The organism is Thalassoglobus sp. (assembly GCF_048270125.1).
In the GTDB taxonomy this organism is placed as follows: Bacteria; Planctomycetota; Planctomycetia; order Planctomycetales; family Planctomycetaceae; genus Thalassoglobus.
Window position 1 is genome coordinate 150739 of sequence record NZ_JBLWTN010000003.1, and the last position, 19968, is coordinate 170706.

A 19968-nucleotide genomic window follows, 5' to 3' on the forward strand; every position below is an offset into this window, starting at 1 on the left:
AAAATACTTCGCTCTCTACTCAGCAGTCAAATCGACACCAGGTCACATCGAGGGGCTTTTATGTCAGCGGAATTGTTACAGAAAATTGAGTCAACTGAAGCGGTGATCGGAGTCGTCGGGTTGGGATATGTTGGCCTCCCGCTGATTGATGCCTTTTTCAACGCCGGGTTCAAAGCGTTGGGGTTTGATGTCGACGACAAGAAAGTTCAGGCGTTGAACTCGGGCCAAAGTTACATCAAGCATGTTTCGTCGGAGCAGATTCAGAAGTGGCGAGCGGACTCAGAGTTTGAAGCGACAAGTGATCTCACTCGGCTTTCAGAGCCAGATGTTATCATTATTTGCGTGCCAACACCCTTGAACGATAGCCGCGATCCTGATCTCAGCTATGTCTCCGGGACGGGTGAAAGTATCGCAGCTGTACTCCGACCGGGGCAATTGGTTGTTCTCGAAAGTACGACGTACCCCACAACAACACGTTCGGTGTTACTGCCAATATTGGAACGGTCGGGGCTGACACCGGGAAAAGATTTCTTCTTAGCCTACAGCCCGGAACGGGAAGATCCCGGAAATCCAATTTACTCAGCTGCAAAGATTCCGAAGGTCGTAGGCGGGATTGATGAGCCGAGTCTGGAATTGGCTTCGAAGCTGTATTCACATGCTGTGGTCAATGTCGTGCCAGTGACGACAACAGAAATTGCTGAGGCTTCCAAGATTCTGGAAAATACGTACCGCGCGGTGAATATCGCACTCGTCAACGAGTTGAAGATTCTCCTGGATCGGCTCGACATTGATATCTGGGAAGTGATCGCGGCAGCGAAGACTAAACCTTTCGGGTTTCAAGCATTCTATCCGGGGCCGGGACTTGGTGGTCACTGCATTCCAATCGATCCGTTTTACTTAACGTGGCTGGCACGTCGACATGGTTTGACGACACGATTCATCGAACTTGCCGGTGAAGTGAACTCGCGGATGCCAGAGTATGTGATTAGCCAGCTTTCGAAATTCATGAACGAAGTTGGCAAGCCAATCCGCGGAAGCAAGATCTGTTTGCTGGGGCTGGCTTATAAAAAAGATGTCGATGACCCTCGTGAAAGCCCTTCGTTTGTGCTGATGGAATTGCTGCTGGAATGGGGAGCAGACCTATCATACAACGATCCACACGTGCCCAAAATTCCTAAAATGCGGCATCATGATCTTCCGGAATTAATAAGTCAGGAACTGACAGCTGAATATTTGGCTGAGCAGGATTGCGTCCTCATTGCGACCGATCACTCTGCTTACGATTACGACTTCATCGTCGAGCACACTCAGCTTGTTGTTGATACACGCAACAGCACACAGCATGTGGCGTCTGGGCGAAAGAAGATCCGAAAAGCTTGACGTGATACGCAATGTCGGCGATGACTTTTGTCATGCGCATAAAAAATGCCCTCATCCGTCGATGAGGGCATTTTTGGCAAGTCACCAACCCCACGCGGTACTTGCCGGGTGTCGGGACTGATTCGCCTGTGCGAGAACTGGTTCAATCAACTTGATCTGCGGATTCTCGACGATTGAGAAGTCCATTCGATGCAGAGAAGACTGGGAAGTTCAACTTTCTGTGGGAGGCGAATCGGCAATCAATGTGAGAGCATTGAGAGAGGACGCAAAAGACGATGTTGAAAGTGAGAGTCAATCAGTTTTCTTTTTGCTGAGTGCTTCACTTTCCTCGCGAATTTGTGAGAGCTTATTGGACGTCGAACTGTCCAGCACAGAAGTCGACGGTGTCGTAGAAGTCGCTGCAATCGACCCAGCCTTTGTGTCCTTGCATTCCTCTGACTTCGTACGATTGCTGAATCCCGCTGAATGCGGAACCGACGTCTTCCAGTTCGTTGTTGATGTTCAGTGCCAGTTCTGAGAGTCCGACGATCATTCCGAGGACGACAATCGTTGCGACAAGAACAAGTTCAGCAGAAACAATGAAACCGGCTTCGTCGTTGAGGAGTGAGTTGAATAGAGCGTTCATCGTGGGGTTCCTTGTGTTGGAAAGAATTGTTTTTGATGAAAGACCCTAAAGCGAAGCCAGTGCCAAAACTGTTCAGGCAGGTTGTCATTTTGATTACCAGACGAGCTCTTGGTTCTCGTAAGTGGTTGTCGTGTAGCTGCTTACGAAATGTTTAGAAATCTGAATCCTCTCCTGGCGTTGCCTGATGCTTAGAAACCTCAGTGATGTTTTTTTGCTACGTCGATTTTGCGAGGATCTTGGAAGCCGATCTGAGTTCGCTGTAAAATGTGATTTGGGATGAAGTTACAATTCGTGATGCCAGAATGCATCAGTGTTGCGGGAAGGCCACTTTTGAGGATCGATCGCTATGCCGGACCAACTCATTCATGATCGGCTTCAAGAAAAATCTATTATCTTGATGGATGGAGCGACCGGAACTGAATTACAGCGACGCGGGTTTGAATTGCAATCTCCCGGGTGGTCGGCAACTGCTATTCGAGAAGCCCCAGAGATTCTGTTGTCGATTCATCACAACTACGTCGCGGCAGGAGCAGAGATTCTGACGACGAATACTTTTCGAACTCACTCACGGAATTTGAAGGAAACAAGCTGGGCGAATGATGCGAGGCAACTGACAATTGATGCGGTCGAGATCGCTCGGCAAGCTTCGAATGGGCTCACCTATCTCGCTGGCTCGATTGCCCCGCTGGAAGATTGTTATTCGCCAGAACTGACGCCCTCAGAGTCAGAACTTGAAGCGGAACACGCTTTGATGGTTGAGAATTTACTCGCTGCGGGAGTTGATTTTCTCTTATGCGAAACACAAATCACCATCCGAGAAGCGTCGATCCTGGCAAAGCTTTGCCAGCGAAGTCGAGAACCCTTCATGATCAGCTTTACCTGCGGACGGGATGGAAAATTGCTCTCAGGAGAATCTCTGGCCGAAGCGGTGAAGAGTGTGATGTACTTTGGGCCAGAAGCAATCCTTGTGAATTGCATCCCAATCGATGAAGTGCTGCCTGCTCTTCAGAAGATCCACAAGACTGCCCCTGAAATGGTTCTTGGCGCTCAGGCGAACACTGGCAGGATGGGCTCCGACGGAACTTGGGAGTCAACCGAGGGTGAGTATCCGGCAGTTTACGCCGAATTCGCAATGACCTGGAAAGAGTTTGGTGCCCGCTTGATTGGAGGCTGCTGTGGAACCGGTTCGCGGCACATAAAGTTTTTGAGCGAAACAGTTTGCGTCGATTAAATTAGTCTTGCGATTCCCGCGAATAGTGTTGGATTTCTGCCGCTTTGGGCTCTCTTTTGGCGAAAGTCGATCTTCCTGCTGTGATTCTCTTTAAGTAGTTTCCGGCGATCATCCTCTCTCCACATCTCGATTACACAGATCCTCTCGCGAATGACTCGCGAAAGCATCTCACGTACGCAATTCCTGCGTACGCACATCCTGATTACCCCCCATCGACTCATGAGACGAATCGCAAACTTTTTTGGCTTACGCCGCTCCGGTCCTGACACCTGTTCAGAGGCTGCTCGCGAATCGATTCGGGTTGAGGGAGCAACGATGACCAACCAAATCCACCAGTCAAGACGACAAACGCCGGTTCAATCTCCGGCGTCTCAAGATGGAACCTGGGGTATGCATATGTCCTTGCTTCAACGAGCGAGTCAAGCCACTCGGCTTTTCAATCGAGCAAGTCTTCAACAAGTGTCCGTGAAAACCGGTCGCTATGTGGCGGCCTTCGCACTCGCATTAGGAATTGCCTCGCCGACATTCTCGGATGATCAATTTCCGGGGGACATCGATTACACGATCCCCGTCAATGCTCACTCGATTCCAGACTACTCTGGGTCTCTCAATTCACAACCCACAAATGGGGTTGGTGGATTTGGAATGATGGGACGAGCAGGGCATGAAGCTGGCGATACCGTCGGACGAGAAGGTTCGCTCAGCTACTTCGACCTTTCTCCTTACACCTTCCATGGAGACACGATGTTCTTCGGGGATGGTCGACTGTTTGTGACCAACCGAGGCAAGATGGGTGGAAGTGCCGGTTTGGGGATGCGTCATTTCTTCCCTTCCAAGAATACCGTTCTTGGTTCGACCTTCTACTACGATCATGATGAGTCTCGTGGAGTCACATTTGAGCAATTCACAATTGCTGGTGAACTCCTGACAGAATTCTTCGACATTCGTACAAACGTTTACATCCCCTTTGGCAAGAAACAACAAGTGACTGCCGTTCGATTTGAACCTGGCACTCAAATGTTTGTGGATGCAGTCGGCCCTGGCGGTGGAGTGCAGGGAAGTAATATCACTTTCCAGTCTCGAACATTTTCCTCTTCAGCTTTAGAAGGGTTCGACACTCTTCTTTCGACACCGATTCATGGGGCTCTCGCCGAGAAACACAATCTGGAAGTCTCTGCAGGAGCTTACCACTATCAGGCACGCGGGCTCGATTTGGAGAAAGTCACCGGGTTCAAACTTCGAATGGATGGGGACTTCCTTGATCGACTCTCACACATGTTCCTCGAAGTGACGAGCGACAACGTCTTCAATACGAATGTTGTTTTCGGAGCAGATGTCAACTACTGGGGGCACCTGGATCCAAAACCTCGTTTGGGAAAAAGTCAGTACAGCCGTATGGCAAGCTGGGTTCGAAGAAGCCGAACCGTTTCAACGTTGGATAACAGCGCCTTGAACGCACCTGAACTTGCGATTAATCCTGATGATGGTGATCCCTACTTGATCTACCATGTTCGAAACAATCCAAATCCACCACCTGGAAACTTCCCGGCACCCCTTGGAAATGGATCACTCTCGATGCCATTCCAGTACATTCAGGAAGCGATCGACGAGTCTCCATTTGCAGATATTGTGTTTGTGCAAGCCAACAGCGTGTTTGATGGAGTGGTCGATGGTAATGGAAATGCCACAGCAGTCTTGCGAGACAATGTGCTTGTGCTCGGCGAAGGTGTTCCTTTAACAATTCCAGTCGTCGGAATCGTAAATGAAATCGACTTGCCAACAGTCACACCCGGACCTGCATCACGACCGATTATCCAAAATGTGACCGGTCCAGTGATCACGATGGGGAACAACAGCCGTTTTGCTGGCTTTACCATTCAGGATTATGCTGATGGACCTGCGATTCTCGCATCTGGAATTGACAGTGCCGAACTCAACGAGCTCATCATCAATAATTCGACTGGTCCTCTCGGGTCCGGAATTGAAATCGACTCTTCAACAGGAGGCTTTGTCCTGGAGAACATTTCGATCTCAAATACATCGGGGAACGCGTTTAGCGTGACTGGTGGTAATGCAACCGTGGTCTTCAATGGTGAGAATACCATCACGAATTCAAGTGGTCTCTCCGTGTTGATTGAAGACGCTGGAGGAAGTGTCAACATGCGGAACACCACCATCATGGACAATGGCGGTGAGGGAATTTTAGTTCGAGGAACGACAGCCACCTCATCGAAAGCGAACGTAACGTTTGATCAAATCGAATTGTTAAACACGAATACAGGCCGGAGTGGGGCATTTCAAGTTGAGAACCATTCCGCTGGGGTCACCGTGGCAAACGCCATGACAATTGACACACCTCTCACTGGTGGAATTTCAGTTTTGAACCTCCAGTCGACAGGTTCAGTTGTCTTCCAGGGAGCTGTCACAGTCACAGACCGAAACGATCATGGCCTCCTGGTTCAAGATATTGCCGAAGGTCCAGATCCGTTCAACCCCGGAGCTAACCGAGCTGGTCTGGTCACCTTCCAGGACACCTTGACGATTAACGGCTTGGGAGCAACTCCGTCAGCAACGGCAGCGATTGAAGTGCAGTCCAGCTCTGGAACCATCACTTTGAACAATGTCGCGATTGATACGAGCCTCGCACAGGGGATCGACATTCAAGGCATCCTGGACACCGGGACGACCATCGGACGATTTGTTGTTGTCGGTCAGACGTCCATTCGAAACGTCCTTGGAAACTCGATTAACATTGAAAACATTCAGAAATCGATGTACCAGATCGTCTTCACCGATGTGGACATCAACAATCGTGGTACTGTCGGAATTGATGTTGATACAAGCTCGGCGTTTACTCAGTTCCTTGGCTCTGTTTTGATTGACAACCAGTTGGGAACAACCGCTCCTGCGATTGTTATCAATCAGAATTCAGGTGACATCGGATTCAATCTCGTCTCTGTTCAGAATGCACTCGGAGCATTGTCTACCGATTCTGGCGTACTGATTACCGACAACACGAATGCTGATCCGAATGAAGTGGCAGATGTCAGTTTCACAAGACTGAATGTAGAGTTTTTCGGAAACGCTGCAGTTGACGATGATACAGCGGTCCGCATCAATGGGAACGATAACGTTCAAGTTTCAACCGGTGTTTTGGAGGCAACTGACGCGGCTGCGATTCGAGTTTTTGACAACGTCCGACATAACCTGATGTTTGAATCGATTACTGCATCGAACGACCGGTTCGGTATCTTTGTCGGAAATAGCCCAGGCTCATTCATTGTCACAGGTGTTGGTCAAAACGCTGGTTCAGGTGGTGAAATTTCCCAAATGACCGTGGACGGTGCTCACTTCAACGACACGCAGTATGTTGATCTGGGTTACATGGACTTCTTGGGAAATAATCTCGCGATTCATGGGCAAACCATCATTGTCGAAGGAGCTGGTCTAGACCCTGAAGTTTTCCTTCGTGGTCTCGACATTCGCAACTCGGATAGAGAAGCGATCTTTATGGATAATGTTTCCGACTTCACCTTGATGGATTCCACACTTGTGAACAACGGGACAGCTGCGAACCAACAACAAATTGACTTCCTGGCAACCATTGACGAAATTGACATTGATGGTGACGGAGTCGATGACGATCCAGATGACCTCGTGGTCTACAATGTAAACATTGTGAATAACAGCATCATGGATGGGCAAACCACTCTGGCCGGAACCGATATGATCTCCTTGCGAACAGGTGGAGCGATCGGAAAAGGAGCACCGTTGAACTTTGCCTTGCTGAACAACGGAATCCCTGGAGGAATGACTTTCGCAGGCTTGACTCCGAACCGTGCAAACGGAGCAGCTGTTGATGTCACCTGGACAGGGCAGAGTCAAATTGCAATGGACTCAAATACAATTCTCTTTGCGAATGGCCCGAATAATCAGACCGGAGTGGAGCTGAATATCGATGGGATTGCTGACGTCCTGTACTCCAATAATGATCTTGCTTCATCAGGAATCAACGATATTGGACTCGACTTTACCTTCCTGGAATCAACAAACCTCATCATCAGTAACAATCTTCGTCGAGACGCAGACAATAATGTGATCGCCGGAAGTGGCTTCCAAATGACTGGGAATGGAGCAACAGGAATGTCGCTCACATTCCAGAGTGGCGGGAACAATATCGCAATCGAAAACAACCAAATCAACTTGGCAGGCTTCGATAGCACAGGAATTGCCTTTGAGCGAATCTTCGCAGCATCAAATGTGGCGATCAACGGAAACGGCATCTTCATGGTCACCGACTTTGACAACGCGAGAGAGGAAGGAATTATCTTCCGCGATGTTCGAGGCGTCATCAATCTCAACGGGAACGTGAACAACGTAATCCCACTCGGATCATTCTTCCCGTTCTATCTGGACTTCTTCATCCCAGCCGGAACGAGCAATGGTCAGATTATTGTGAACGGAAATGCTGTTCCATAAGCTCAAGCGGTTGGCAGTTCAATCACACGCCTCGGATGTTGAATCCGCAGGCGTGTTTTTTTTTCGCAGTGCTGAATTGCTTTCACAGTTTCTGTGTTGAATCAGCTGAGCAGCTATACTGATGGCAATTTCCGGGACGGTTTGTGAGCCGATTTCCAACCCGATCGGAGCGCGAACCCGGTCGAGCAACTCGGCATCAATCCCATTTCGAATCAGGTCATCGAAGATCAATTTAATCTTTCGCTTCGAACCGATCATCCCGACGAATTTTGGATTCCGCTTGATGATGTGAAACAGGGCCTCTTCATCATGATTGTGACCACGTGTTACAATCACACAGTAAGTTTGCTCGTCGATTTTCAGGTTCGGGAGGACTTCGTCGAACTCCCCAACGACCCAGTTCTTCGCTGTCGGGATGTTTTCCTGGTTGCAATAGATTTCACGGTCATCAACAACTGTGACTTCGAAATCAGCATCCGTTGCGTAAGTTGTCAATTGTCGCCCGATATGACCGGCACCAACTACGATCAGTTTGATCAGCGGCAAGCGTGGCAGGTACGAAACCCCTTTGAAAACGCTCGGTCGCGGGCGAAGCTTGAGTGGAGGAAGATTTTCTGTCACAAGTCTGGGAGGAGTCTCTCCCGTTGAAGAGGTGACAAATGTTTCATTGTGGTCAAACAGAAATTGAGTCCCGGTGATTCCGATTGAGTCATCGAGCAAGACCGCTTCAGTCAGTCCTTTCCCAGTCTGTAGCAACTCCAGGGTTGTCTGAAGATATTTCAGATTGGTCTGGGCAGCGACGGGACTGATCAGCATCTTCATCCGACCACCACAGATCAGGCCGTCATCCCAACCGTAGTCATGGTTCAACTGAAACGAGACGACCTCTGACGTTCGTGTGGCGAGGTTCTCGAGCGCCTGACGTTTCACTTCCGCTTCGACACACCCTCCGCCGAGGGTTCCGACTTGCGAACCATCCTCGTAGACAAGCATCGTGGCGCCCGGCTTTTGCGGGGTTGATCCACGGGTCTCGATGAGAGAGGTGAAAACGACATCCTTTCCACTCTCTCTGGCAGCAATGATCGCTTCCAGAACGTTACGCATTTTGTATCAATCAACAAGGTGTAGCGACAGCGTGTAGCAAAAGGGAGGAGACTCCAGGGCCGGGTGAAATTCTCGACGCTGACGATCTCGCTTATTCACGACGATCGCACAGCCACGAACATGACACCCACTCTCAAAATTGTAGGCGGGCCGTCGTTGCAAAGAAAGGAGTCTCGAGGGTCGCACCGATCGCTCATTGACGTTCTCAACAGAACCGCAACCAAAGTCGTGGTCAAGCTTGAGCAGTTCTCAATATTGCGGCCGCGGTCTGTCTCGTGGTGAACAGTAATTTCACTGGTGAATGAAGTTCGAGGCGGGCAGGTCTGGCATTGAAAATTCTCTCATCAGTGGAGCGGGGTACGGGCATCAACAGGCCATGCAAGTCGCGGAATCGACGAGTCGTTCCCGTACTCTGATTTTCAATGATGCCTCGGCTTCATGCTCGGCTGACTGAGTCGATTAAACTCCCCGGACTCGCAGGAAGCCTGCGATCGCAACGACCACGGTTGCCAGGATCAGTGTGAGTAATGTCCAGGATTGCGAATTCTGTCGCATCTTTTCAAATGCTTTCGCACGCCCCGGTAGCACCGATACGATGAAGAAGACGACAAAAGCGAGGAGGATTTTGATTCCCATATACATGTGATATTTTGAATCACCAACCGCCTTGTGTTCTGGAATCGCGACTGCGACGTAGTTGTAGAAACCGGTGAAGATCAATAAGCCAATGGCCATTCCTACATAGGCACGCCATTTCTTCATAATCCGTTCTTTGAATGCCTCGTGCTCCGCTTCGGGGAGCTCCTTGGCAGCAGGTTTGAGGACCATGAAAATAAACAGTGATCCACCAAACAGAAGAATGGCAGCGAGAATATGTAAAACGCGTGAAATCACGTGAACAGGGAAAAGATCCATCGATAGCGACCTGTTGAAAGGAAGTTTTTTTTACAATTATGCACGAAGCATGTTCGGAATGGTAGCTACAAGACGTTTGATCTTTCGACCGTTCTCGGGTACTTTCTGAGGGAATCTTTGCATCCATACCAGTCAGATTATCTTTGAGGAGAATTACTATGGGGCGTCCGGTTACCTTGTTTACAGGCCAGTGGGCAGATCTTCCGTTGGAAGAACTTGCCAGAAAAGCGAAGGAGTTCGGCTACGACGGGCTCGAACTGGCCTGTTGGGGTGACCACTTCGAAGTCGATAAAGCCCTCTCCGACGATACCTATTGCGCCAAAAAACGTGACCTCCTCGAACGTCACGACCTGAAGCTGTTCGCGATTTCGAACCACCTCGTAGGTCAGGCAGTTTGCGACAATATCGACCAGCGGCATCAGGCGATTCTTCCCGAATACGTTTGGGGCGACGGTGACCCCGCCGGTGTCAACGAGCGCGCCATCGAGGAAATGAAAAACACCGCTCGAGCAGCTCAAAAGCTCGAAGTCAGTGTCGTGAACGGGTTCACCGGATCAAGTATCTGGCCTTACCTGTACGATTTTCCCCCAACACCAACATCGATGATTGAAGCAGGCTTCCAGCAGTTTGCAGATCGCTGGAATCCCATTCTGGACGTCTTCCAGGAGTGTGGCGTCCGCTTTGCTTTAGAAGTTCATCCGACAGAAATTGCATTTGATATTTACTCCGCAAAAACGGCGCTGGATGCAATTGGGCACCGTGAAGAATTTGGTTTCAACTTTGATCCCAGCCATTTGATTTGGCAAGGTGTTGACCCTGTAGAATTCATTCGAGAGTTCCCAAACCGCATCTATCATGTGCATATGAAAGATGCTGCAACGACCCTGAATGGGCGCACAGGAATTCTCGCCAGCCACCTCTCATTTGGTGATCCACGACGTGGTTGGGACTTCCGTAGTGTCGGTCGTGGCGGAGTTCGCTTCGAAGAAATTATTCGCGCACTCAATGCCGTTGGTTACCCGGGTGATATGCCACTTTCTGTCGAATGGGAAGATTGTGGAATGGACCGCGAACAGGGGGCTGCCGAAGCTGCCGACTTCTGCCATAACATTGACTTCAAATCAAGCGGCGTCCGCTTCGACGCTGCCTTTGGTGATTGATCGATCGAGATAGAAAGGGACCGATAAGACGAGACAGTAGTCTCACCTTATCGGTCCCTGATTTTTACACTCGCTCTCATTCGAGGGCTGGAGCGAATCGTGTTGGAAGCCAAGTGTTCAACACTGGTCACAGCCATCGCCAGAGCCGACTTGACCTGCGAAAGAAATCCTTCGCCTCCGGAGAACAGTTCACGGTTGAATGTTATCGCTCTTCGGTGATGCCATTATGCGATGATATCTGTGACGACCTTTGCAGGACGAGAGTGAGTGATGATATCGAACCGGTTATTGTGCGGGAATTTCAGTTGCTCGTGGTCCAGACCGAACAGTCGCATGATCGTGGCTTGGAAGTCATTCGGGGTCACAACATTTTCGACTGCTTTGTGTCCGAATTCGTCGGTCGTCCCGTAGGCCATCCCGCCACGGATTCCGCCACCAGCCATCCAGATGCTGAACCCTTGTCCGTTGTGATCCCGCCCAGCCTTTTCGGGAGATGGATCACCCTGAACGACAGGGAGCCTGCCGATTTCTCCTCCCCAGTGGACGAGTGTCGAATCAAGCAGACCTCGCTGTTTGAGGTCCGTTACTAGTGCGGCAGCTGGCTGATCGGTTTTCTTGCAGATGCTTGCTAAGCCTCGTTTAATGTTGCTGTGGTTATCCCAGGGTTGGCCACTATGGAACAACTGCACGAAGCGGACACCTCGTTCGACGAGTCGTCTGGCTATCAGGCAACGAGTTCCGTATTCCTGCGTTTCCTTTTGATCGAGTCCGTACATCTTTTGTGTCGCTTCTGTTTCCTGCGACAGGTCGAGCGCATCGGTGGCAGCGGTTTGCATGCGGGCTGCCAATTCGTAACTGGCGATACGAGCATCGAGTTCGGCTTCGTCGGGATGTGTCTTGGAATACTGCTTGTTCAACTCCTGCAGGAAATCGAGATTCTGTCGCTGAATACCACCTGCCAGATGAGATGGTGGTTGTAGATTCAGAATACGTGGTTCGCGCGGCCTGAGAACGGTTCCCTGGAACATGGCGGGCATGTATCCGTTCGACCAGTTCGTTGCTCCATCGACTGGAAGACCACCAGGATCAGAGAGAACCATGTAGGCAGGCAAATTTTGTGACTCGCAGCCGAGTCCGTAAACCAACCACGATCCAAGAGTGGGCCGACCCAGTACGCCGGGGATGCCGCCGTGGAAGTATCGGATAGAAACTTCGTGTCCGTTCGCTCCCGTGTGCATGCTGCGGATCAGGCACATGTCGTCCACAATGTTCGCGGTGTGAGGCAAAAGTTCGGAGAGTTCCGTGCCACATTCACCGTGCTTTTGAAATGCGAACGGGGTTCCGAGCAACTTCTTGCTGGCTGCATTTACGAAGCTGAAATGAATATCGCCACTGTAATCCGTGCCACTGTACTTGGTGAGTTCTGGCTTAGGATCAGTGAGGTCCATGTGGGATGGACCACCATGTTGGAACAGCGAAATCATCGCTGTCGCGCTCGGTGCGAATTGAGGTTTTCTCGGAAGCAAATCATTGTGCGGACGCGCAACGAGAGCCTCTGGAATAGCGTGAGCCTGTTCCTGTTGCATCAACCAACTAAGAGCAACAGCTCCCACGCCCATTGCATTCTGGTTCAGAAATTCACGTCGAGAAATCATGGAGCACCATTATGTCTAAATTGATGTCTTGTTCTTGGTTGCGAGTCAGCTGCAGGATCGATTCTGGAATTGATCCTGCAGCCTGAATTGACTCGCTCAGATAGAGAAAACTGATTGTTTCTAAAGTGATCGGGCGGGTTCTGATATTCATCATTTCGTCCTGCCTGGTGGTGAGCCGTCTATAAAATCAAAAAAGTGATCTTCACAGGCACGACAAGGATTGAAAATGCTCTTATCAGTCGATGTACAAGAATTCGTTCGAGGTCATTAGCATTTGGCACAAGTTCACAAGAGCCTGCCGATGAGCAGTGCTCCCCTCGGGGATTCCTTGCGGGTTCGTTTCGAAGCTGGAAATTTGCTGGGCTGCAAATGTGACAGCCAGATTCAATTCGGACTGTTCGGGTTTGCGGCATAAGGCGAATTCCCAGGCTTGCTGGATTTGAGCAGGCAGCTCACGACCGTCTGGGAGTGGTCCATGGAACTGTGCTTTGGAGTCAAATGTCTGTGGAGTTCCCTCTTTGGGTGTGAATTCCACTTCGGAAGTCCAGGTGAAGGAATCAGAGTTTTCATTAGCCAGGCAGTCGAGTACGAAGTCAATCGTTTCACCTGCGGCCACAGTGTGAACTTGTACTGGAGTTGGTTTCGATCCGTTGAGAACACTCCATTCACCGAGTAAGCCTTGCACTGAGGAGACGATGCGTCCACGTACGCCATCACCATTCGGGCTTCCATGGCTCAGTTTGCCGGTAATCTTGAATTCACCAGCTGACTTCGCAGTCCAGCGACGAATCGAACCTTTGTCCGGTTTGCCAGGGTGTCCACCGGTTGAATTCACGAAAGACCAGCCGATGGAAGCGTCGGGAACTTTCTCTCCCCCTTGCCAGCGATTGTCTCCCCACACTGGGTATGGAGTAAAGATCATTCGCTTGGTTGCTTCGTCATACATGCCATACCCGTACGACCACGAAGAGGCCGAGTCGGGGATTTTGGGGAGAGCTGCGAGACGTTCAGCGTTGAGTGGAGGAGCATCTTTCATTGCACGATCTGCAAGTTTCCCAGCTTGATCGAGAATAAATTCACCATTGAGCAGCATGAGTGATTGAGTCGCAACGGTCGATGAAGACCGCGATTCACAGTTCACTTCCATGACTGGAGCGTCGAACATTTGCAGCATCGCGACGGGTTGGGATCGCCGTACTTGAACATACAGGCTGCGGCGGGATTGCGCACCATCGACCACGACCTGACCGGTTTCGTCTTCTTTAATTGCGGCAGGGGCGCCGCCGATCTCAGCACTTAAGCTTCCTGAAGCTGCCAACATACGATCCCGGACAATTTCTGCATCGAGTCGCTGCAATGACTTCCGCCAGTAAAATCGGTTTTCCTGGTCGAGCTCGTTCTTTGCAGGATCGCGAAATGTGGATTGTCGCCAAGTTGTGGAAGAGAGAATCACTCGGTGTAATTTCTTTAAGCTCCAACCTTCTTCCACGAACCTGGCAGCCAGCCAGTCGAGTAGCTCTGGGTGTGAAGGTTCTCCACCCAGCTTGCCGAAATCTCCTGCAGTGGGAACAAGTCCGACGCCGAAGTGGTGCATCCAGACTCGGTTGACAATTGTCCTGGCCAACAATGGGTTTTCTTTTGAACTGAGCCAGTGAGCAAATGCAAGACGCCGGCCACTTGTGGCGAGTTCAGGATTGTCTCGAGGGAACGGTTCTGCTTTTCCTTCGGGCATCACAACGGCAATCGGTCCCGGCTCGATCTCCTGTTTCGGTTGATTGTGGTCTCCGCGATGAAACAGCTTTGTAACGACCGCATGGTTTGCGGGCTCTGCCAGGACTCGCAGAAACTCTTCGGGTGGTTTCTGTTTGCGAATTTCAGCAATCTGCTTGTCAAACTCTTTCAGTTCTTCGGCAGCTTTAGGGAGGTACTGATAGAGCACTCCTGGAGTGATCTTCACACTCGGATTCTTGTCGAGTAGTTGCTTTTGTTCCGGGGTGCGTTCTTTGTCAGCTGTTTCGTATGCTAATTTCAATTGCTCGCGTAGGGGCTCTTCATACTTCAGCAGTTCCTTCTCAAGTGCCTGCTGCATGTATTCTTTTTGCTTAACACTTTTCTCCGCAGCGATCTTTTGAACTTCAGCTTCGATCTTGGCAGCCGCTTCACGGTCGGCTTGGGTATACAGTGAAACGAGACGTTGAGGAGGTGTCTTCCATTGCTGCCAATCGAGTGCCGGTTCAAAGACAGAGCGGACGGCGAAGTAGTCGGCATGGGAAATCGGATCGTAGCGGTGATCATGACACTGAGCGCAGTTCAGACTCATCCCCATCAGCGAATTGCCGACAATCTTCATGGTGTCGGCAATCACTTTGTTTCGTGCTTCGGGGCTGTTGTCGCCCGAGCCGGTTCCGTCGGCAGCGAGTCGTAAAAAACCGGTCGCTGTCAGGAGTTCGATTTGTTCGGATGTCCAGTCTCCCTGTTTCGGTCCTGCGAGTTCGTCACCAGCAAGTTGCTCAGCCACAAAGCGGTCGAAAGGTTTGTCTGCGTTCAGCGAGTGAATCACATAATCACGATATTTCCAGACCCATGGGCGGGTAGCATCTTTGTTAGTAAACCCTTCTGAATCGGCATAGCCTGCGACGTCCAGCCAGTGTCGTGACCAGCGTTCGCCATAGTGAGGCGAAGCAAGGACTGCGGTGAGCAACTTGTCGTACCAGTCGGCATCAGTCGTTTCGAGCCAGTGCTTCAGTTCGTCCGGTGAAGGGGGGAGACCGGTGAGGTCAAAGTAGACGCGTTTGATGAGTGTCAGTCGGTCCGCATCTTCGGAGAACGACAAGCCCTCTGGCATCGCAGCGAGGATCAGCGCATCGATCGGAGTGCGGACTCTCTCTTCTTTCATCTCCGGAATCGCAGGAGGCGTGATCGGTTGATAGGCCCAGTAACTTCGTTCCTCGACACTCAACGGAACACCATCACCAATCTCTTCTGGTTCTGGTCGATGCGTGAGTGCTCCACCTTGTATCCAGCGTTCCAGAATCGCAATCTTTTCGGCGGGGACACGCGCTTCCCCGGGTGGCATTTCGCCAGATATTAATCGCTCTAACAGCAGGCTGGCAGGTGCGTTGTCCAAGTCAATCGCGGGGCCAGAATCTCCGCCTCGTTTCAGAAACCGGACAAGACGCAAGTCGAGATTGGCTTCCATCTCTGTGGTTGCACCGTGACAGTCGAAGCAGAACTCTCGAAAGATCGGTCTGATCTCTGACTCAAAACGAGGGATATCCACATCCTCTGCATTTCCAAGCTGAGGAACACAGAGCAGACAGAAAAGGGTTGACCACCAAGGCGCAGGTTTTCTCACGGTCACTCTTCTTCACAGGAGGGAGGGAATGGGGCGGGAACTGAAGGACATGGCGCCGCAACAGTCGTGGATCGCATGTTGTTATTGTCCCACAACTAATTAGTGAGATCAATAGTGGACGAATTTACAGAAAGGCTTTCGCCCTTATTCGAAGTAGACATTTAGGGAATTGTGCGGGCCGATCGGTTGTGAGGGATGGTTCAGGTACAAGGGTTCTAATAATTCCTGAGGGCATGAAAGCGACCTTTACTGGCACAACAAGCATTGAAAATGCTTCAATCATTTTGTGGACGTTCGCGATTCGCCCAATGTCCGCTGGCATCTTGGCCATTCACAAGAACCCCCTTTTCGTTCCAGTTCATGGCAGCGTGGACATCGCAGGCCGCATATCGAAGAGTCAGTCCACAACGGCGCCGGTCGCTGTTGTTGGCTTCTGATCCGTGAAGCAGAAGATCCGAATGCAACGAAATCTGCCCCGCTTTGAGTTCATCGTAAACGACAGCCCCATATTGTTCAGGATCTTCAACAGTTTGATTCAGAACATTATGTTCCCCCGAGTCGCTGGGGCGATATGTTAAATGCCCGACGTGGTGGCTTCCCGATACGAACTTCATACAGGCGTTCTCGATGTCGGCATCATCAATCGCCAGCCAGACGGTGAGTGCTTTGGAAGGGGAGAGAGGCCAGTAACTCGCATCTTGGTGCCAAGCGACTGATTTGCCATCATGCGGCATTTTGCAAAAGAAATGTGAGCCCCACCCCACAATATTTTCTCCGAGAATGTCGGTGACGCAGGCGACAATTTTCGGATGTTTGAGCAGATCATATACTTGCCCATATTTCAGGTGAGCCGAACTGATTGAATAACTGTCTCCCCCTTCGGCAATGACCCGGTTTAGTAGCTCGTCGAAATAGCTGCGAATTTCATTGATTTCAGCGTCATCGAAAATCGGAATCGGTCGAACATAGCCCTCGCGGTTGAAGTGTTCGACTTGCTCTTTAGAGAGAATCTTCGGCGATGTCACTTTGCTGGGGTAGAAGGAAAGGTCCCGTTCCATCTGGTCCAGTTCTTCCTGATCGGGGATCATTTTGAAATTGCGAGTTGCGTCAGACATCGAAAACCTCGATTGCGTTAGTATAAGGAGCGGTGAATATGATAGCCTTTTAGTTCGGCAATAAAAAACTGATCCTGATTTTCGATGTAACAATGACTCCACGACTCACCCCGCTCTCCTCTTATCGAATCGCTGTTGTTGTTTTCTTCTCCCTTTCTTTCCAACTGCTTGGCTCACTTGCACTGTGTCATGCAGAGGATGAAGAAAATTCCGTATCGGAGGTCGGTCTCGATTTCTTTGAGAAGAAGATCCGCCCCGTACTGGTTGAACATTGCTACGAGTGCCACTCTGCAGATTCGAAGATCGTTCGAGGTGGATTACTTGTCGACAGTGCAGAGGCCTTTCGAAAAGGGGGCGATAGCGGAGAGTCCGTCGTCCCCGGAAAACCGGGAGAAGGGACGCTTCTCGATGCATTGAAGCATGAAACTTTCGAGATGCCGCCAAAGCAGAAGCTCCCCGAGCAGGTGATCAGCGACTTTGAAGCCTGGATCGCCATGGGAGCCCCCGATCCAAGAGAGGCGACATCGAAAGCGGCAGCCAAAAAAATGGGAATGGATCTGGAAACAGGCCGTCAATTCTGGAGCTTTAAACCTCTCAGGAAAGTCACTCTGCCGAAAGTTCAGCTCACTGATTGGCCACAATCAAAAATCGATCAGTTCATTCTCGCGAAACAGGAAGAGCATGGTCTTCGCCCCGGGGCCGATGCTGGCGACCTGACGCTTCTCCGTCGTTTGTATTTTGATTTGACAGGACTTCCTCCGAGTGCCGAACAGGTTCTAGCATTTCAATCGAACCAAAGTGACGCACGGTGGACTGAGGTGATTGATGAATTATTTGCTTCGAAGAATTTCGGAGAGCATTGGGGACGGTATTGGCTGGACCTTGCCCGGTATTCGGAATCGACAGGCGGGGGAAGATCGTTGCTCTACGGCGAGTCGTGGCGATATCGCAACTATGTCATCGACAGCTTCAATGCCGACAAACCTTACGACACATTCATTCTGGAACAGCTTGCCGGAGACCTTCTGGAAGCAGAAAATTATGAGCAACGGCAGCAGCAGATCATCGCAACGGCTTTTCTCGCTTTGGGGCCTCATAACTACGAGAACCAGGACAAGGAGCAGCTGCGAATGGATATCGTGGATGAGCAAATCGACACGACCGGGCGCGTCTTTTTAGGGATGACGATTGGCTGTGCCCGCTGTCACGATCACAAATTCGATCCCATTCCAACGAGCGACTATTACGCTTTGGCGGGGATTTTCAGAAGCACAAACTCATTGGTTGATGGAAACGTTTCAAGGTGGGTCTCAACTCCACTTCCTCAGTCGCAGCAGCAAACTGATCTCATTCGAAAGCATGAATCGAATCTTGCGGAGACAAATGAGGCTCTCCGGAAACTCCAGGCTCGCATGACTCAATTGAAAGTCGGCTTGCCAGCGATCCTCGTCGATACGGACCAGGCGACGTTGGTTGGGGACTGGACGGAAAGTCAATCAGTTAAAGGGTACATTGGTGAGAATTATCGGCACTCCTCAGATCTGACCTCAAGTGCGACTTATGAGATCCCGCTTCAACCGGGACTGTATGAGGTCCAGATTAGCTACACCCCTTCATCGAACCGTACGCGAAAAGCAAAAGTGACGGTTCAACATTCAGAAGGGGAAAAAGAGTTTTTGATCAACCAACAGCTGGCCCCCAATGAGGATGGAACCTTTCATTCACTCGGGGAATTTGAAGTGGGAGAACTGCTGACTGTACAGATTCGTCCGACGGAGATGTCTCCCACAATCATTGATGCTGTCCGTTTGATTTCGAAATCCGAGGTCAACGGCGAGTTAGCCGACAAACTTCAAAAAGAGTTGGCAGAAGCAAACGTCGAGCTCACTGCACTGCAGGCGAAGCTGAAAAAACTGGAGGCCAACGCTCCTGAGAAGCCGCCGTTGGCAGTCTCTGTGGAGGAAATGGAACAAGCAGAAGACTACTTCGTGTGCATCCGTGGCAACGTCCATAATTTGGGTGAACCGGTTAAACGTGGCTTTTTGTCAGTGATTCAGAGTTCCGAACCGGTTTCCTTACCTGACGATACAAGTGGTCGACTCGAATTCGCCAACTGGATTGCGAGCCCGGAAAATCCGCTCACGGCCCGAGTCTTCGTGAATCGTGTCTGGCATTCCCTGTTCGGAGTTGGGCTGGTTCGAACGGTTGATAACTTCGGTGTGCCGGGCGAAACGCCATCTCATCCGGAGCTGCTTGATTTTCTCGCCAGTGAATTCGTCGAAAATGGTTGGTCCATGAAGAAATTGATTCGCCAGATTGTCCTCACTCGGACCTATCAACTCGACAGCTCGTTGTCAGCAGTTTCAGCCAAGGACCCAGAGAACCGCTACCTCACTCACCAGAATCGAAAACGCCTGAGAGCAGAATCGATTCATGACGCTCTTCTTTCCATGAGTGGTGAACTGGACCCAACCCCAGCAGGGAACTCAATGCGGCCCGGGACGAGAAGTGAGTACGGGTACAAATTCGATTTTGGAAAACGGGCAGTGTACTTGCCCGTGTTTCGTAATCGACTCCCGGACCTTTTCACCGTCTTCGATTTTCCAGACCCAAATTTGTCTCAAGGCCGCCGGACCTCCAGTACAGTCTCACCACAGTCGCTCTTCCTGATGAACAGCGAATTTGTGCACATGCGTTCTGAAGAAACAGCAAAGCGAGTGCTGGCAATCGAAGGCGACACACCTCAACGACTCGAATGGCTTATCCTGACAACATTGAATCGATATCCGACCAGCGACGAACAAAGATTGTTCGGAGATTTTCTGGAAGACGACCCGGAGTCTCTCGAAGCATGGTCACAAGTCTGCCAGGCACTCTTTGGAAGCCTCGACTTTCGATTTGTCGAATAGCACACGTTTCAATTAGGTTTTTAGTCTCCCTTGAGACCCC

At 50.6% G+C, this 19968-nt stretch carries 11 protein-coding genes; 5 read left to right on the top strand and 6 right to left on the bottom strand.

All coding sequences use genetic code 11. The features are described 5' to 3' along the window. The first annotated feature begins 60 nt into the window (after window positions 1-60). The gene (locus ACN0YR_RS05035) at window positions 61-1380 is read left to right on the top strand and encodes a nucleotide sugar dehydrogenase (protein WP_417848105.1); all 1320 of its coding nucleotides are present in this window, start codon (window positions 61-63) and stop codon (window positions 1378-1380) included. Window positions 1381-1726: 346 nt separating this feature from the next. On the opposite strand, the gene ACN0YR_RS05040 is transcribed toward ACN0YR_RS05035, so the two are convergent. Next, window positions 1727-2005 carry a branched-chain amino acid aminotransferase gene (locus tag ACN0YR_RS05040; protein ID WP_145195002.1) on the bottom strand — a complete coding sequence of 93 codons (279 nt, stop codon included), beginning with the start codon at window positions 2003-2005 and terminating at the stop codon, window positions 1727-1729. A gap of 346 nt (window positions 2006-2351) precedes the next feature. Between ACN0YR_RS05040 and ACN0YR_RS05045 the strand changes: the two genes are divergently transcribed. Together ACN0YR_RS05045 and ACN0YR_RS05050 are read left to right on the top strand one after the other, a co-directional pair. Beyond that, window positions 2352-3236, top strand: coding sequence for a homocysteine S-methyltransferase family protein (locus ACN0YR_RS05045; protein WP_417848106.1), 885 nt, complete (start codon window positions 2352-2354; stop codon window positions 3234-3236). Between the two features lie 219 nt (window positions 3237-3455). Further along, window positions 3456-7715: a beta strand repeat-containing protein gene (locus ACN0YR_RS05050; RefSeq protein ID WP_417848107.1), complete on the top strand. Its 4260-nt coding sequence runs from the start codon at window positions 3456-3458 to the stop codon at window positions 7713-7715. Between the two features lie 18 nt (window positions 7716-7733). Here ACN0YR_RS05050 and ACN0YR_RS05055 read toward each other — a convergent pair whose 3' ends face one another. Both ACN0YR_RS05055 and ACN0YR_RS05060 read right to left on the bottom strand, forming a co-directional pair. Then, on the bottom strand, window positions 7734-8819 hold the full coding sequence (locus tag ACN0YR_RS05055) for an XdhC family protein (RefSeq protein ID WP_417848108.1): 1086 nt from the start codon (window positions 8817-8819) through the stop codon (window positions 7734-7736). A gap of 459 nt (window positions 8820-9278) precedes the next feature. Then, the gene (locus ACN0YR_RS05060) at window positions 9279-9734 is read right to left on the bottom strand and encodes a hypothetical protein (protein ID WP_417848109.1); all 456 of its coding nucleotides are present in this window, start codon (window positions 9732-9734) and stop codon (window positions 9279-9281) included. Between the two features lie 158 nt (window positions 9735-9892). Between ACN0YR_RS05060 and ACN0YR_RS05065 the strand changes: the two genes are divergently transcribed. After that, the gene (locus tag ACN0YR_RS05065; RefSeq protein ID WP_417848110.1) at window positions 9893-10894 is read left to right on the top strand and encodes a sugar phosphate isomerase/epimerase family protein; all 1002 of its coding nucleotides are present in this window, start codon (window positions 9893-9895) and stop codon (window positions 10892-10894) included. A gap of 224 nt (window positions 10895-11118) precedes the next feature. On the opposite strand, the gene ACN0YR_RS05070 is transcribed toward ACN0YR_RS05065, so the two are convergent. From ACN0YR_RS05070 to ACN0YR_RS05080, 3 genes are all read right to left on the bottom strand, one after another. Next, window positions 11119-12549: a DUF1501 domain-containing protein gene (locus tag ACN0YR_RS05070; protein ID WP_417848111.1), complete on the bottom strand. Its 1431-nt coding sequence runs from the start codon at window positions 12547-12549 to the stop codon at window positions 11119-11121. 235 nt (window positions 12550-12784) lie between these two features. Further along, on the bottom strand, window positions 12785-15904 hold the full coding sequence (locus tag ACN0YR_RS05075; protein ID WP_417848112.1) for a PSD1 and planctomycete cytochrome C domain-containing protein: 3120 nt from the start codon (window positions 15902-15904) through the stop codon (window positions 12785-12787). 275 nt (window positions 15905-16179) lie between these two features. After that, window positions 16180-17019 carry a phytanoyl-CoA dioxygenase family protein gene (locus tag ACN0YR_RS05080; RefSeq protein ID WP_417848113.1) on the bottom strand — a complete coding sequence of 280 codons (840 nt, stop codon included), beginning with the start codon at window positions 17017-17019 and terminating at the stop codon, window positions 16180-16182. A 92-nt stretch (window positions 17020-17111) separates the two neighbouring features. On the opposite strand from ACN0YR_RS05080, the gene ACN0YR_RS05085 reads away from it, so the two are divergent. After that, window positions 17112-19928, top strand: a complete 2817-nt coding sequence (locus ACN0YR_RS05085) for a DUF1553 domain-containing protein (protein WP_417848114.1) — start codon at window positions 17112-17114, stop codon at window positions 19926-19928. The last annotated feature ends 40 nt before the right edge of the window (window positions 19929-19968 follow it).

Excerpts from the sequence above, each read along its gene's own strand:
- ACN0YR_RS05045 (WP_417848106.1), top strand. The coding sequence starts at position 2,352 with ATGCCGGACCAACTCATTCATGATCGGCTTCAAGAAAAATCTATTATC.
- ACN0YR_RS05050 (WP_417848107.1), top strand. The coding sequence starts at position 3,456 with ATGAGACGAATCGCAAACTTTTTTGGCTTACGCCGCTCCGGTCCTGAC.
- ACN0YR_RS05080 (WP_417848113.1), bottom strand. The coding sequence starts at position 17,019 with ATGTCTGACGCAACTCGCAATTTCAAAATGATCCCCGATCAGGAAGAA.
- ACN0YR_RS05055 (WP_417848108.1), bottom strand. The coding sequence starts at position 8,819 with ATGCGTAACGTTCTGGAAGCGATCATTGCTGCCAGAGAGAGTGGAAAG.
- ACN0YR_RS05035 (WP_417848105.1), top strand. The coding sequence starts at position 61 with ATGTCAGCGGAATTGTTACAGAAAATTGAGTCAACTGAAGCGGTGATC.
- ACN0YR_RS05040 (WP_145195002.1), bottom strand. The coding sequence starts at position 2,005 with ATGAACGCTCTATTCAACTCACTCCTCAACGACGAAGCCGGTTTCATT.
- ACN0YR_RS05070 (WP_417848111.1), bottom strand. The coding sequence starts at position 12,549 with ATGATTTCTCGACGTGAATTTCTGAACCAGAATGCAATGGGCGTGGGA.
- ACN0YR_RS05060 (WP_417848109.1), bottom strand. The coding sequence starts at position 9,734 with ATGGATCTTTTCCCTGTTCACGTGATTTCACGCGTTTTACATATTCTC.
- ACN0YR_RS05085 (WP_417848114.1), top strand. The coding sequence starts at position 17,112 with ATGACTCCACGACTCACCCCGCTCTCCTCTTATCGAATCGCTGTTGTT.
- ACN0YR_RS05065 (WP_417848110.1), top strand. The coding sequence starts at position 9,893 with ATGGGGCGTCCGGTTACCTTGTTTACAGGCCAGTGGGCAGATCTTCCG.